Annotated in this window: 17 protein-coding genes; 13 read left to right on the top strand and 4 right to left on the bottom strand. The window is 36.7% G+C overall.

Going from position 1 to position 14709, the window contains the following annotated elements:
- Positions 1-49: 49 nt before the first annotated feature.
- Both ACI48O_RS18620 and ACI48O_RS18615 read left to right on the top strand, forming a co-directional pair.
- A complete protein-coding gene (locus ACI48O_RS18620) occupies positions 50-349 on the top strand; it encodes a chorismate mutase (RefSeq protein WP_435563361.1) in 300 nt (99 codons plus the stop codon).
- Between the two features lie 85 nt (positions 350-434).
- The gene (locus ACI48O_RS18615) at positions 435-989 is read left to right on the top strand and encodes a dihydrofolate reductase family protein (protein WP_435563395.1); all 555 of its coding nucleotides are present in this window, start codon (positions 435-437) and stop codon (positions 987-989) included.
- 1 nt (position 990) lies between these two features.
- Here ACI48O_RS18615 and ACI48O_RS18610 read toward each other — a convergent pair whose 3' ends face one another.
- Together ACI48O_RS18610 and ACI48O_RS18605 are read right to left on the bottom strand one after the other, a co-directional pair.
- Positions 991-1656 (bottom strand): YczE/YyaS/YitT family protein, encoded by a 666-nt coding sequence (locus ACI48O_RS18610; RefSeq protein ID WP_435563360.1) that lies wholly within the window; start codon positions 1654-1656, stop codon positions 991-993.
- Entirely contained in the window at positions 1653-2096 is a 444-nt protein-coding gene (locus tag ACI48O_RS18605; RefSeq protein WP_435563359.1) for a GNAT family N-acetyltransferase, read from the bottom strand. The genes ACI48O_RS18610 and ACI48O_RS18605 overlap by 4 nt, the downstream gene beginning before the upstream one ends.
- A 121-nt stretch (positions 2097-2217) precedes the next feature.
- Between ACI48O_RS18605 and ACI48O_RS18600 the strand changes: the two genes are divergently transcribed.
- The 4 genes from ACI48O_RS18600 to ppsA all read left to right on the top strand — a co-directional run bounded on the left by ACI48O_RS18600 (position 2218) and on the right by ppsA (position 6617).
- Positions 2218-2670 carry a MarR family winged helix-turn-helix transcriptional regulator gene (locus ACI48O_RS18600; protein ID WP_435563358.1) on the top strand — a complete coding sequence of 151 codons (453 nt, stop codon included), beginning with the start codon at positions 2218-2220 and terminating at the stop codon, positions 2668-2670.
- A 24-nt stretch (positions 2671-2694) separates the two neighbouring features.
- On the top strand, positions 2695-3213 hold the full coding sequence (paiA, locus tag ACI48O_RS18595) for a spermidine/spermine N(1)-acetyltransferase (protein WP_435563357.1): 519 nt from the start codon (positions 2695-2697) through the stop codon (positions 3211-3213).
- A gap of 27 nt (positions 3214-3240) precedes the next feature.
- Positions 3241-3852, top strand: coding sequence for an FMN-binding negative transcriptional regulator (locus tag ACI48O_RS18590; protein WP_435563356.1), 612 nt, complete (start codon positions 3241-3243; stop codon positions 3850-3852).
- Between the two features lie 158 nt (positions 3853-4010).
- Positions 4011-6617, top strand: a complete 2607-nt coding sequence (gene ppsA, locus ACI48O_RS18585; protein ID WP_435563355.1) for a phosphoenolpyruvate synthase — start codon at positions 4011-4013, stop codon at positions 6615-6617.
- Between the two features lie 368 nt (positions 6618-6985).
- On the opposite strand, the gene ACI48O_RS18580 is transcribed toward ppsA, so the two are convergent.
- A complete protein-coding gene (locus ACI48O_RS18580) occupies positions 6986-7162 on the bottom strand; it encodes a hypothetical protein (protein WP_435563354.1) in 177 nt (58 codons plus the stop codon).
- A 345-nt stretch (positions 7163-7507) separates the two neighbouring features.
- On the opposite strand from ACI48O_RS18580, the gene ACI48O_RS18575 reads away from it, so the two are divergent.
- From ACI48O_RS18575 to ACI48O_RS18565, 3 genes are all read left to right on the top strand, one after another.
- Positions 7508-7891, top strand: a complete 384-nt coding sequence (locus ACI48O_RS18575) for a DUF302 domain-containing protein (protein WP_435563353.1) — start codon at positions 7508-7510, stop codon at positions 7889-7891.
- Between the two features lie 105 nt (positions 7892-7996).
- On the top strand, positions 7997-8482 hold the full coding sequence (locus tag ACI48O_RS18570; RefSeq protein ID WP_435563352.1) for a hypothetical protein: 486 nt from the start codon (positions 7997-7999) through the stop codon (positions 8480-8482).
- A gap of 118 nt (positions 8483-8600) precedes the next feature.
- On the top strand, positions 8601-9053 hold the full coding sequence (locus tag ACI48O_RS18565) for a GNAT family N-acetyltransferase (RefSeq protein ID WP_435563351.1): 453 nt from the start codon (positions 8601-8603) through the stop codon (positions 9051-9053).
- A 328-nt stretch (positions 9054-9381) separates the two neighbouring features.
- Here ACI48O_RS18565 and ACI48O_RS18560 read toward each other — a convergent pair whose 3' ends face one another.
- Positions 9382-10257 (bottom strand): DMT family transporter, encoded by an 876-nt coding sequence (locus ACI48O_RS18560; protein ID WP_435563350.1) that lies wholly within the window; start codon positions 10255-10257, stop codon positions 9382-9384.
- Between the two features lie 439 nt (positions 10258-10696).
- Here ACI48O_RS18560 and katG point away from each other — a divergent pair, with 439 nt between their 5' ends.
- The 4 genes from katG to ACI48O_RS18540 form a co-directional block, all read left to right on the top strand.
- A complete protein-coding gene (gene katG, locus ACI48O_RS18555; protein ID WP_435563349.1) occupies positions 10697-12901 on the top strand; it encodes a catalase/peroxidase HPI in 2205 nt (734 codons plus the stop codon).
- 340 nt (positions 12902-13241) lie between these two features.
- Entirely contained in the window at positions 13242-13685 is a 444-nt protein-coding gene (locus tag ACI48O_RS18550; protein ID WP_435563348.1) for a cell wall hydrolase, read from the top strand.
- Between the two features lie 112 nt (positions 13686-13797).
- A complete protein-coding gene (locus ACI48O_RS18545) occupies positions 13798-14322 on the top strand; it encodes a hypothetical protein (protein WP_435563347.1) in 525 nt (174 codons plus the stop codon).
- A gap of 129 nt (positions 14323-14451) precedes the next feature.
- Positions 14452-14709: cytochrome c biogenesis CcdA family protein (locus ACI48O_RS18540; protein WP_435563346.1), on the top strand; the 258-nt coding region annotated here is incomplete at its 3' end.

Genomic DNA, 14709 nt, shown 5'->3' with positions numbered 1-14709 from the left:
AATTATAATCTTCTAGAAGAGATGAGTTTAGTTGAGAGGGGATAGCTAGATGAGAGAGTTTAAAAACATACAAGAAGTAAGAGAGAGTATTGATTATCTTGATAATCAAATTGTAAAGTTAATTAGCGAAAGAAGTAGATGCGTTGAACAAGCTACAAAATTCAAAAAAGATACTAATGATGTTAAAGCACCGAAAAGAGTTGAAGCTGTAATTCAAAAAGTTAGAACTATCGCTGATGAAAATAATGTAAATCCTGATATTATTGAACAAGTATATAGAACAATGATTTCCTGCTTTATAGATCATGAATTAACCCATCATTCAAAAATGAATAATAAACAAAGGTAAATTACAAGAGGAAATGCTGAAAAAGTGCATTGCCTTATATGCTATTTAAACAACAAAAGGAGGCAGTATTTTGTCTAACGAGGTCATGCGAAGAAGAATAATATTAGATTTGGCAGTTACTTTGGATGGTTTTATTGAAGGGAAAAATGGAGAAATTGATTGGTGCATTATGGATCCGGACATGGGCTTTAGTAATTTCTTAAATCAAATTGATGCCATTTTATATGGAAGAAAGAGCTATGATTTATGGGGGCAATTTACTCCAAAAACAAATGATAGTGAAACTGACAAAGAAATATGGGAAATAGTTCACAGTAAACAAAAATATGTGTTTTCCAGAACACAAAAAGGGACTAATAATAAAGCAATATATATTAATGATCAGATACGTGAAGAAGTCAATAAATTAAAGAGTATGCCTGGTAAAGATATCTGGCTATATGGTGGAGCCAGTCTTATTACAAGTTTTATTAATTTAGGACTTGTAGATGAATTTAGATTATCTGTACACCCTGTTATTTTAGGAGAAGGAAAACCTTTGTTTATTGATATCCAACAAAAAGTAAATTTGAAATTGGTCGAAACAAGATCCTTCTCCTCCGGTGTTGTCCAGCTAATCTATCATTTAAATAGAGATTAATTTATATTGAATGGTTTTTATCTGTATCATAACTTGGTGATGTTTTAGATTGGTTAAAAAGTCGGTCTAATACTTTTTCTGTAAATGGCATAAAGTAATTAAGTATTATCCCACCTAAACATACGGTTAATAAAGTACCAACGCCAATGGGGCCATTGAAAATCATTGCCAATATCAAGAATACAAGGTAAATGAATGTTCTCGAAAACATTAAATTTGTTCTAGTTAATTCTTTTATGAATAACGTTAATCGGTCAATCGGAGTCGGTGCAAAATTTGTGTGTAAATAAAGTGCTGTTCCCAATCCAATAACAACTAAGCCGATTCCAAAACAGACAACTTTGCTGTACCATAATTCAGGCGTGATTAAATTTTTCAATAAAAAAAGCCACATATCAATCCCAATACCCGTTATAAATGCTGTCAGCAACCCTAAAACTTCTTGTCTTTGCCTTTCTAAAAATGAATTACACCCTATCAGTATTAAAGCTATTATGAATTCCCAGCTTCCCACGGTAAGTCCCACATTTATCGAAAGTCCTACCAAAAGAGCATCAAAAGGTGAGGTTCCAAGGTCCGATTGTATCGTGAAAGTAATACCAAGCGTTAATAGGAAAATTCCTAAAACATAAACAACAAATTTGGCTTTACTCGACCTCGTTATCATTTTTTAGCTGATAATTCTTTAAGCATGAGAATATGTGGGATTCCATCTTCCATAAAGACATCAGATGAAATTCTAAATCCTAGTTTTTTATAAAACCCTTCTGCATGCGTTTGACCATGTAATTTAACCTGCGAGGCTCCCCGTTCTTTCGCTATTTCTTCTAATGCTTTGATAATGATTTTTCCAAGTCCAAATTTACGGTATGGTTCCAGGATACAGATTCGTTCCAATTTGCCTACTCCATCAACAAACCGAATCCTTCCCGTACCGACAGGTTGTTCATTGTAATGGACTAATATGTGTTCGCAAATGCCATTCAATGTATCATATTGATCAAATTCATCTTCTAGCGGTACGCCTTGTTCTTTCACAAATACTTCTATTCTAATTTGAAATGCTGTCTGTAAATCTTCATCAATCGTTATTCTTTTTGTATTCATTTTTATCAGTCCTTTTAAATTGTCCTTCATTATTTTGTTGCAAATGCAATAAAATTGAGCTAAATTTAATTTATATCAATTTTATAGTAAATGCAACAAAAAACAGGTTAAGGAGTAAATTATGAAGGAAATTCTCCGCGAAATTGGAATGATTGCCAGGGCACTTGATTCAATAAGCAATATCGAATTTAAAGAATTTGACCTTACAAAAGGGCAGTATTTGTACTTAGTACGAATCTGTGAAAATCCAGGAATCATCCAAGAGAAGCTGGCTGAAATGATTAAAGTAGACCGAACAACAGCAGCTCGTGCGATAAAAAAACTTGAAATGAATGGTTTTATTGAAAAAAAGGATGATGAACATAACCAAAAAATTAAAAAACTTTTTCCCACAGAGAAAGGGAAACGTGTTTATCCTTTTATAAAAAGAGAACATGATTATTCGGATAGCGTTGCGTTAGAGGGATTTTCAGAAGCAGAAGTAGAAACCATTTTCCATCTTCTTCAAAGAGTAAGAAAAAATATCGAAAAAGACTGGGAATATGTTAAAAAAGGAAACAAGAGGAATTATTGATTAGATAAAGGAGCGACTATTTAAATGACAATCAAGATAAAAAAATGCACCCTTGAAGATTCAGGCATCCTCCAAGAAATTAGCTATGAAACTTTTATTGAGACATTTAAAGATCAGAATTCACCTGAAAATATGAATGCCTATTTGGAAAGGGCATTTAACATAAAACAATTAGAAAAAGAATTAACCAATATTTCTTCGCATTTCTTTTTTGTTTATGTTAATAACGACGTCGCTGGTTATTTAAAGGTCAATATCAATGACGCTCAGTCTGAAGAAATGGGCGATGAATCACTCGAAATCGAAAGGATTTATATAAAGAACAAGTTTCAAAAACTGGGGATTGGTAAAGTTCTGCTAAATAAAGCGTTGGAAAATGCGATAGATTTTAATAAAAAGAAAATCTGGCTGGGCGTATGGGAAAAGAATGAAAATGCTCTTGCATTTTATAAGAAAATGGGATTTGTCCAAACCGGAGCCCACTCTTTTTATATGGGGGACGAAGAACAAATAGACTTTATCATGACCAAAGAACTCAAATAACGTTTTTTGAAAGGTGGATTATTCTCCATGTATATTCCTTCTCATTTTAAAATCATAGAAGAGACTGTGGCTTATGACATAATGAAACAACATAGTTTTGCGACTCTTTTTTCTCAACACAATGGGATGCCATTTGCAACTCATTTACCGTTAGTTTTGAACAAGGAGAATACTTACTTATATGGACACTTTGCTCGTTCAAATCCGCAGTGGAAAGATATTAAAAATCAAACTGTTCTAGCTATTTTCCACGGTCCACATTGTTATATCTCCCCATCTTGGTATGAGACGAATAAGGCAGTTCCAACATGGAATTATGTGACCGTTCATGTTTATGGAGAGGTTGAATTATTAGAGGACGAAAATGAGTTAATGGGATCCTTACATGATATGGTGATGAAATATGAAACTGCTGACAGTCCATACAGATTAGAGGATGTAGATGCTGAATTTCTCGCTGGTTTGAACAAAGGGGTTCAGGGGTTCAAAATTAAAATCAGTAAGATTGAAGGAAAAGCTAAGTTAAGTCAAAACCATTCTATACAACGACAAGAACTAGTAATAAATCAACTAGAACAAATTGCAAAAACCGATGAACAACAGATTTCCGCATTAATGAAGGCGAATCTGAAAAAGTAGTTGCTAGCAATTCTGTTTGAAATGGAGTCCTAAATCCGTTGATGTTTGAACTCTTCCTAATTTAATTATAACACCTTAAAAATGGTTAATATAGACTTATAATTCTCATTTACTACTGCTAAAATCAATAGAACATTGATGGTGAGGAGAGATGTTGAATGAGTTCTTTGGTTCTCGGTTTTCAGGAAATGGAAAAAGCTCAAGCTTCGCTCGTTGGCGGAAAAGGGTTAAATTTAGGGGCATTATCAAAAATTGAAGGAATACACGTGCCAGAAGGATTTTGTGTTACAACATTGGGATATAAAAAAGCCATCGAACAAAACGAAGCGTATCATGCTTTGGTGGAACGGCTAAAAACGCTAAAAGTAGAAGATCGAGAACAAATTGGTGAAATTAGCAGGAAGATCCGACAAATCATAATGGAAGTAGAAATTCCTTCCGATGTTGTAAATGCCGTTACTCACTATCTCTCCCAGTTCGTTGATGAGCATGCCTATGCAGTGCGTTCTAGTGCGACTGCTGAAGATTTGCCACATGCATCTTTTGCTGGTCAACAAGACACCTATCTAAATATCGTCGGCGTCGATGCAATCTTACAGCACATCAGCAAATGCTGGGCTTCGCTTTTTACGGACCGCGCAGTAATCTACCGAATGCAAAACGGATTTGACCACAGCCAAGTTTATATATCCGTAATCGTCCAAAGGATGGTTTTTCCACAGACTTCAGGGATTTTATTTACAGCTGATCCGATTACCTCCAATCGAAAGCTGCTATCAATCAATGCCAGTTTTGGACTTGGAGAAGCTATGGTCTCTGGCTTGGTCTCTGCCGATTGTTATAAGGTACGGGAAGAGGAAATCGTCGATAAGATGATCGCAACCAAAAAGTTGGCTATCTATGGACGAAGAGAAGGCGGAACAGAGACCCAGCAGATCGACCCCGCACAGCAAAACTCTCAAACACTTGCTGACCAACAAATTTTACAACTGGCACGGATCGGTAGACATATCGAAGCTCATTTTGGTGGCCCGCAAGATATCGAATGGTGTTTGGTTGATGATACATTTTATATTGTCCAGAGTCGTCCGATCACGACTCTTTTCCCGATCCCTAAAGCGAATGATCAAGAAAATCACGTCTATGTATCTGTCGGTCATCAACAAATGATGACAGACCCCTTGAAACCATTGGGAATGTCGATATACCAGTTAACAGCTTTTGGACAAAGGTTCAAAGCTGGTGGATGGTTGTTTGTTGATGTTACGCAAATGCTCGCTTCACCCGACAGCAGAAAAGCGTTATTAGATGGCATGGGACAACACGATCCGCTTATGAAGGACGCACTTGTTACCATAATAGAGCGCGGAAATATCATAAAATCTATACCAAATGATAAGAAAGAACAGAGTTCCTCTAAAAGCAAGTCGTTTGCGAATTCAGGGGCACAAATCGAAAACGACCCGACCATCGTTTCTGATTTGATAAAGAAAAATCAAACATCGATAGCAGAACTAAAACAAAACATCCAAACGAAATCAGGATTGGATTTATTTGATTTTATACTCGAAGATTTCCAAGAGTTAAAGAGAATATTATTTGACCCACAAAGTACAGCTGTATTCATGGCTGCTATCAACGCTACATCATGGATTAATGAAAAAATGAACGAGTGGTTAGGTGAGAAAAACGCTGCAGACATCATGTCCCAATCTGTTCCAAACAATATTACTTCGGAAATGGGTCTGGCGCTATTGGATGTCGCCGATGTGATTCGTCCTTTTCCAGAAGTAATTGAATATCTACAACATGTAAAAGATGATAATTTTTTGGATGAACTGGTTAAGTTTGAGGGTGGACAGAATACCCACGACGCAATAATTACTTATCTTAACAAATACGGAATGCGTTGTGTCGGAGAAATTGATATTACGAAAACCCGTTGGAGCGAAAAGCCAGCTACTCTTGTTCCTATGATTCTAAGTAACATCAAAAACTTTGAGCCAAATGAAAGCATTCGGAAATTCGAGCAAGGACTGCGTGTTGCTTTGAAAAAAGAACAAGAGTTATTAGGTCGATTGAAACAATTACCGGATGGTGAACAAAAGGCCAAAGAATCAAAACGAATGATCGATCTAATCCGCAATTTCATCGGATATCGTGAATATCCAAAATACGGCATGATTAATCGCTATTTTGTTTATAAGCAGGCTTTACAGAAAGAAGCTGAAAAACTTGTACAATCGGGCGTTATTCATGAAAAGGAAGATATATACTATCTTACTTTTGAAGAACTTCGCGAAGTGGTACGTACAAATAAACTGGATTACGAGCTTATCAACAAACGAAAAGACGAGTACAAATTATATGAGAAACTAACTCCACCGCGTGTTATTACTTCTGATGGTGAAACATTCTCCGGTGAATACAAACGGGAAAATCTCCCGGCTGAAGCTATTGCAGGTCTATCGGTTTCATCCGGAGGAATAGAAGGCAGAGCACGCGTCATCTTAAATATGGAAAATGCTAATTTAGAAGATGGTGATATTTTAGTCACAGCCTATACTGATCCTAGCTGGACACCATTGTTTGTATCCATCAAAGGTCTCGTCACCGAAGTTGGTGGACTGATGACCCATGGAGCCGTTATCGCACGTGAATATGGCTTACCAGCCGTTGTCGGAGTAGAAAATGCTACCAAACTGATAAAAGATGGCCAACGAATTCTTGTCAACGGAACAGAAGGATATATCGAAATATTGTAATTGTCGAATACGTCTAAATTATTTTTGAGTCTTTTCTATAAAAAAAATTCAAAACTAGAAGTGCCACGTTTTTGTATTTAACCATTCAGAAATTGGGCGCGGTTATTGAAAAAGCATGACTTATAATTTTCTAGTCATGCTTTTTTTTATAAAAAAGACTGATGAGCATGCTATGAACGATAAGGTGATAAAAAGCAAGTAAGGAGGGGAAACTACTATCTGACAAAAGACTATATTTGGAGTGAGACGAGGCTAATAGCTGCTCCTCTTGGAGTTAATGTCAGAAAAAAATAAACACCAAAATCCCTCAATGGATTTTGGCATTATTATTATTAGCCAAATCAATAAAAATTTGGTCAGATTCTATGTTAAGAAACTTTACGGCTTTCAATATACGTTTCGAGTGCCGGATGAAATTCTTTTTTAAAATGATTATCTGGACATGCTTTTATGATAATACCATAAAGAGGATTAGAATTGTTTGTTTCCAATGTTTTCTGGCATTTGGGACATTTTTCACCAAAAAGACGGTTAAATATTCTCACAACAACGTCACTCCTTTATACCTCGAATCCCTATATATTTAATAGGAATTATAATACAGGATAATTAAATTATCAATGGTTTTACTTATTCTATGATTCGGGAGGATAAAAGGTCATGAACATTAAATTTTTGTTTCCACCAACTACAATAAAAGTAAATGAGAATACTGATCAGGGGAATGCTATCTGGAATTGCTAGTGTTTTTATGATCCAACATTCTATACTAGGTTGGTGTCCTCCATTACCAATTATAAGGAAACTAGGTGTGAGAACGGCAACCGAAATTCATAATGAAAACATTGCTCTAAAGCACATCTTAGAAAACAAAAAGGAGCTGTAGTTTAATGTTTGATTATACTGTCAGTACGAATAAAAATATTGAAGAAGCAATAAAGAGTTTGGAAGATAAATTAAAGGAAGAAAAATTCGGGGTATTATGGATGTTTGACATTAAAGAAAAGCTGCAAGAAAAAGGCCTAGAGTTTACAAAGGAATTCAAAGTGCTGGAAGTATGTAATCCAGTTGAAGCACAAAGGGTTTTAAATGAAAATATGATGGCGGGGTACTTCCTGCCATGTAAAATTGTTGTTTATGAAAATAATGGGCAAACGAAAATTGGCATGCCTAGACCAACGTCGCTTATTAACATACTTAATAATGAAAAAATGAAACAATTTGCAAAAGACATAGAAGACCGGTTAATTGGTTGTATAAAGAGTTGTATATAAATTATTTTTAATATTAATCGGAATATATATTTTAAAATAACAAATAATAAACGTTGAATTTTAAATATATAAGTTTTAAATAGTCCATCTTAAAGGGGCCACACCATGGAAAAGTTTATACACAACTTAGATTTGTCATCAAAAGGTTTATGGTTTCCAATTGCTTTAGGCACTATCTTATTAATTTACTTATTTTTTATGCCAAAACGATTAAGTTGGAGAGAAATGTATTTTATCTTTGGTACAACTGGCTATGTAGCAATTACAATAGATGTTTTCCTAATGTTAAACTACTTGGATGTATTTGATTTAGGTCGTAATCCAAAAATAGAAGGAATTGGTGATTTTATAAGTTACGGTATCATTCCTTCTTGTTTTGCTGTAATATTTCTTAACTATTTTCAGCAGGAAAAGAAATGGATATATATTACCATCTTTACCATCTTGTCCAGCTTGTCTGAATGGCTGCTTGTTCAAGTTGGATATATGAAGTTAAAAGGATGGCATACCTGGTGGTCTATTCCTGTCTTTATAATCGTTTTTGGGTTTTGGTTACCTTGGCAATTAAGGTTAATACGAAAAGAGACATAATAAAATTAAGATTGTATACTTATTCCATAAAAGCAACTTTAAAAAAGACGGCCCTGACTCTTGTCAAACTTTACAAAAAATAGATATAGAAAAACGCTTTTAAAAAATGGGGGAGAATATGGAGATTAGACTTTTAAAGCCTTTAGATGCCGAAATTTATCTTCGGATTAGATTAGAAGCTTTGAAAAATAGTCCGGAAGCATTCGCTGCAAGTTATCAAGAAGAAAAAAACCTATCAGTTGAAGTATATAAAAACAGATTTCAAGCAAAAGACTCTTTTACTTTTGGTGCTTTTGATAAGGGAAAGCTTGTTGGAATTATCACTTTGGTTAAAGAAAAGCGGTATAAATTAAGACATAGAGCAAATATCGTAGGAATGTATGTTTCTCCCGAAATACGAGGTAATAGGATTGGAAAGGCTTTAGTGACGGAAGCAATAAAGCTGGCAAAAGATTTGGAAGGTGTAGAACAAATAAAGTTATCAGTCGTTTCAACAAACCAGCATGCAAAAAGGCTTTATTCCTCAATGGGTTTTAAGGTCTATGCAACAGAGGAAAGTGCATTAAATTAGAAAATACTTATCTTGATGAAGATCATATGGTTTTGTTTACAGGGGTTCAATGAGTGGTATCCCCCTCCATTTTAATCTACATTTTGATTGCAATTATGAGGTGGCGGACATCAGTTCCGTTATTTTCACAAAAAGGGCTGTTTTGATAGGCTAAGCGGACACCAGATCCCTTATTAGCTTATAAATTGGCATATTTCAGTGGTTTTTATCTAAATAAGGTCTCCTGTGTCCGCTTAAGTCTAGAAACATGGTAATTTTGTTAAAATAAGTGCCTCTATGTCCGCTCAAAACCTATGTTTGGTGATAGAAACAGAAGTGGTTCATTTTATTATTTTTTCTCATATATAACGAAAAAAACACCAGTGAGAATAAGAATGGAGCCTATCCAAAACGTTACACCGATGCTCTCACCCAAAATAAGCCATCCGAGTAATGCCCCAACGACGGGTTGAAAGAAGAAAAATATCCCTCCACTTGAGGCGTTAAGCATTTGTAATCCACGATTCCAAAGTAGAAATCCACATGCTGTCGAGATAATCCCCAGATACAAGACTCCTCCCCAGATGGTCGGGTGAGTCAGTTCAGAAATATTAATTGCGTGTAACCGAGGAAAAACAAAAGGTGTTAACACGAGTAGTGCAACTAAGATGGAATAGGTAGTTACCACAATTTGTGAATAATTACTCGGCAAAAGCTTTACAAGTACAGACATGAGTGCCCATGTTAGAGCAGCAACAAGTAGTGAAATAGCACCAAGTTTACTGGACAAATTCACATTACCGACTCCAACAATAAGCAAAACCCCAATTGTTGCTAAAGAAACGGAGAGTGCTTTTTTAAGCGTCAACCGTTCTTTAAGGAGTATGCGAGCAAAAATTACCATAAATGCTGGTGTTGAAGAAGTTATAATGGCTCCCATTTGTGCTGAGGATAGCATTGTACCAGTTTCCTGTGTAACAATGGAAATGGTGTTACCAATTATTCCAATGGCTATGATGATAAAGAAATGACGTTTATCGATTCGCCATTTTTGGCGTGTTATCAAGCCGATTACGAGAAGTGCCACAATAGCCACTATATATCGCATCCACACAAGTTCTAGTGGAGGTATGACCGATACTACAATTTTAACAACAACGTACATTCCACCCCAAATACTAGAAGCTAATGCCAAATATATTGATCCTAAGATAATGTTTTTCATTTTTATACCCTCCGCCTTTTGTTTAGGTCGAAAATCCCCCTAACGGAGAGATGTAGTCACCTTCCCTCCATTAAGAATAGAAGAGTGCTACAGGTACATCATTTTCAAATAATGTAGTCCAAAACATCTTGATTCACCTCAAGTTAGATATAACTACAATAACCTGTGTTCTATTATAGCAAAATATTAAGTTTTTTAACGTATCACGAACTTTCGGAGAGATCGCATATATGAATGAAGAATGTATTAGCGAATTTCAATGATTTTTTTAAAATGAGAGTTAGTTTATGAAAAATGTGTGATTATTTTGGCTATTTTATAAATTATTAGTAATAGCTTAGTAGAATGTAAATAGAATAATTATTGACAACCAGTTGCATGTTTCTTACCACTAGAAGAATAATTATTTATTAAAATTTACATAGAAAGGGGAAACTTTATGGACGTTAAAAACAATGCCAATTCTGGAGGATGCCCGTTTAGTCACGGAGGGGCTACTAGTAACAAATCGAGCGGTACGTCAAATCGAGACTGGTGGCCAAACCAGTTGAACTTGAATATTCTCCGTCAGCATGACAGAAAATCTAACCCTCTGGGAGAAGACTTTGATTATGCAGAGGAATTTAGCAAGTTAGATTACTATGCTCTTAAGCAGGATCTTCGGGATCTAATGACAAACAGTCAAGATTGGTGGCCTGCTGATTATGGGCATTATGGTCCTTTATTTATCCGGATGTCTTGGCACGCTGCAGGTACTTATCGTACAGGCGACGGCCGAGGTGGCGGTGGAACGGGTGCACAGCGTTTTGCTCCGCTTAACAGCTGGCCTGACAACGGCAACCTTGATAAAGCCCGCAGGCTTCTATGGCCGATTAAGCAAAAGTATGGCAACAAGATCTCTTGGGCTGACTTGCTCCTTTTAGCAGGTAATGTAGCCATTGAATCAATGGGTGGCAAGACGTTTGGTTTTGGCGCAGGACGCCCAGATATTTGGCATCCGGAAGAGGATATCTACTGGGGTACTGAAGCTGAATGGCTAGGTGATAATCGTTACACAGGTGATCGCGAGCTTGAAAATCCACTTGCTGCAGTACAAATGGGTCTTATCTATGTTAACCCAGAAGGTCCAAACGGGAAGCCAGATCCTGTTGCAAGTGCTCGTGACATTCGCGAAACCTTTGCGCGGATGGGAATGAACGATGAAGAAACAGTAGCACTAGTTGCTGGCGGCCATACTTTCGGTAAGGCACACGGTGCAGGAGATGCTGCTCATGTGGGACCAGAACCAGAAGCTGCTCCACTTGAAGCACAAGGTTTAGGTTGGTTTAGCGCATTCGGCAGCGGTAAAGGTCGTGACACCATCACGAGCGGTATTGAAGGTGCATGGACTGCTAATCCGACACAGTGGGATAATGGTTACTTTGATCTATTGTTTGGATATCAATGGTGGCTTACAAAGAGTCCTGCAGGTGCATATCAGTGGCATGCTGTAAATCCTGATGAGAAGGATCTTGCCCCTGATGCAGAAGATCCAGCTGTTCGTGTTCCGACGATGATGACCACCGCGGATATGGCATTGCGTTATGATCCGGAATACGAAAAGATAGCTCGCCGTTTCCATCAAAATCCAGATGAGTTTGCGGAAGCATTTGCTCGGGCATGGTTTAAACTATTGCATCGTGACATGGGTCCTAAAACAAGATATCTAGGTCCAGAAGTTCCAGAGGAAGATCTGATTTGGCAAGATCCCGTACCTACTGTTGATTATGAATTAACAGATGCTGAAGTAGAAAAGATTAAAACAATGATCCTTGACTCTGGCCTTACAATCAGCGAGTTAGTTACAACTGCATGGGCTTCAGCAAGTACATTCCGGGGCTCAGATAATCGTGGTGGCGCAAATGGTGCTCGCATCCGTCTTGCTCCACAAAAAGGTTGGGAAGTGAATCAACCGGAACAACTTTCAAAAGTGCTTAATGTACTAGAAGACATTCAAAGTCATTTAGAAAAGAAAGTCAGCATGGCGGACTTGATTGTACTAGGGGGGAGTGCAGCAGTCGAAAAAGCTGCACAAAATGCAGGATTTGCGGTAACGGTTCCGTTTACTCCTGGACGTGGTGATGCAACTGAGGAGCAAACGGATGCAGAAAGCTTTGAAGTACTGGAGCCAATTACTGATGGTTTCCGCAACTATCAGAAGAAGGAGTATAGTGTAAGTTCAGAAGAACTTCTAGTAAACAAGGCACAGCTGCTAAACCTTACTGCACCAGAAATGACTGCACTAATTGGCGGCATGCGTGTTCTAGGTACAAATTATGGTGGAACAAAACATGGCGTATTCACTGATCGCATAGGCACATTAACGAACGACTTCTTTGTTAACTTGCTCGACATGGGGGTAGAGTGGAAGCCTGTTAATGGAGGCGTATTTGAAGGACGTGATCGCAAAACGGGTGAGCTAGTGCGAACAGCAACTAGAGTCGACCTAGTGTTTGGATCAAACTCCGTTCTGCGTGCCCTTGCAGAAGTGTATGCGCAAGACGATAACAAAGAGAAGTTTGTACGTGACTTTATTGCTGCCTGGGTCAAGGTAATGAATGCAGACCGATTCGATCTTAAGTTGAAGAATGCTCAATTAAAGTAATAAAGCTCGCCTGCTAGCCTAGAGGTGAAAGAAGAAAAATGTATTTGATTCTGATTTTTTTGCTTTGCGCATAGGAGCGTTGACCCGAAAAGGTTTAACGCTTTTTTTATTTTTAAGGGCATTTATACGATACTGGTGATTATTTTCAAATCACTAGTTTCCGAAATTCCTGTGGTGTTGAAAATTGGTGCACCAATTTTCATTCATAAATTACCGTAATTTCTTTCGTATTACAAATTGAGGCACCAACAGCCCTTTAAGCCAAAATCTTATATTACTTATTTTAAAACAGTGACATCAATGGAGGTTTTTTTTCATACTATATTTTTGGGGTGAAAAAATGCCAAGAGTAAATTACCGGAGTTCGGACATCGACTTAATGGCAAGGATGATGAGAGCAGAAGCCGAAGGTGAAGGCAAACAAGGTATGTTATATGTTGGAAATGTAATTGTTAATCGTCTTAAAGCAAATTGTTCAGACTTTAAAGGATTGAGAACAATTCCACAAGTCATTTATCAAGTACAAGGTGGAAATTATTCTTTTGAAGCTGTTCAAAAAGGGAATGTATTTTATCAAAGAGCGAGAGCTGCTGAAAAAAGATTAGCAAAACAGAACTTGGATTATTGGAGACAACACCCATCCAAATATTCCCTTTGGTATTTTAATCCATATGCTCCATGTCCTCCAACATGGTACGGTCAACCTATAGCTGGTCAATTTAAGAACCATTGTTATTATGAACCAAAATCTGGAACATGTGATAGTGTTTATATCGGTAGGTAGCTTACTCTTTGGAGTAAGCTTTTTTGTGTAATAACGCCTCAGGTTGTATAGTAATAACTCTTTTGAAAATGTGGAAACCTACCTTTAATTCATAAAAATAAAGGTGGTCTTGATGAAGAGAATCTATATATTAATTTTTACTCTGAGTTTTGGATTCACAAGTTTGGGATCTGTAAATGCAAATGGTCAGGATGAACGCCACCAGTTTGAGAAAGGTCTTTTTGAACTGGGTTACAAGACGGTTGAGGAAGCAGTAAATCAATGTGAAAAGGTTTTTACCGAGAAAATTGTTTTACCGTATAAAATACCCCCAGTTCAATTTACACATTATTTTGGAAGGTGCAATAAAGATTTCGGTATTAATAATACATTTGAAATAATTTTTCTTAATAAAAATACTCCCGAGAACCACTATACACTCACATTGAGACCGAAAAAACACGCGATTAAGTTTAAGCCAGAACATATTGATAAAATTGTTAAGCTAGACAATGGAAAAGAGTTATTTGTCGTTAAGCGTGCTGCTAATATTTTTGTTTTTGAGGGGGAAGATTGGCAGTATTTTTTAGGGATTGATAAAAGAATCTCTAAAAGTGTACCTTTAGATGTATTAGTTGATATTGCAAATTCTATTTAAGTAAAATTTCAATAACGGGGTGCGACTGCTAAATATGGTGGTCGCATATTTTGTTGAAGTAACGTTTAGTGAACAAGAAGTATGTTATACTATGTTTACAAAAAATTGGCAATTTTCTAAGGGGGATCGTTGATGGCAGACATTTCTATTTTTCTTGCATTTGGTGCAGGTGCATTAACTTTTATATCACCTTGTGTATTTCCTCTTTATCCTGCATTTTTATCGTATATTACGGGGATGAGTGTAGCAGAAATACAAAGTGGTGAATTAAAAGGAAAACACAAAGCAATTTTTCATACTTTATTCTTTTTGTTTGGATTTTCAATAATTTACTTAGTGCTTGGATTCGGTACGGCAGGAAGTGCGACTTTATTAGAGACTTGGTAT

The organism is Neobacillus terrisolis (genome assembly GCF_051233475.1).
Classification (GTDB): Bacteria; Bacillota; Bacilli; order Bacillales; family Cytobacillaceae; genus Bacillus_BU.
This window is presented reverse-complemented; position numbering and strand designations above follow the sequence as displayed.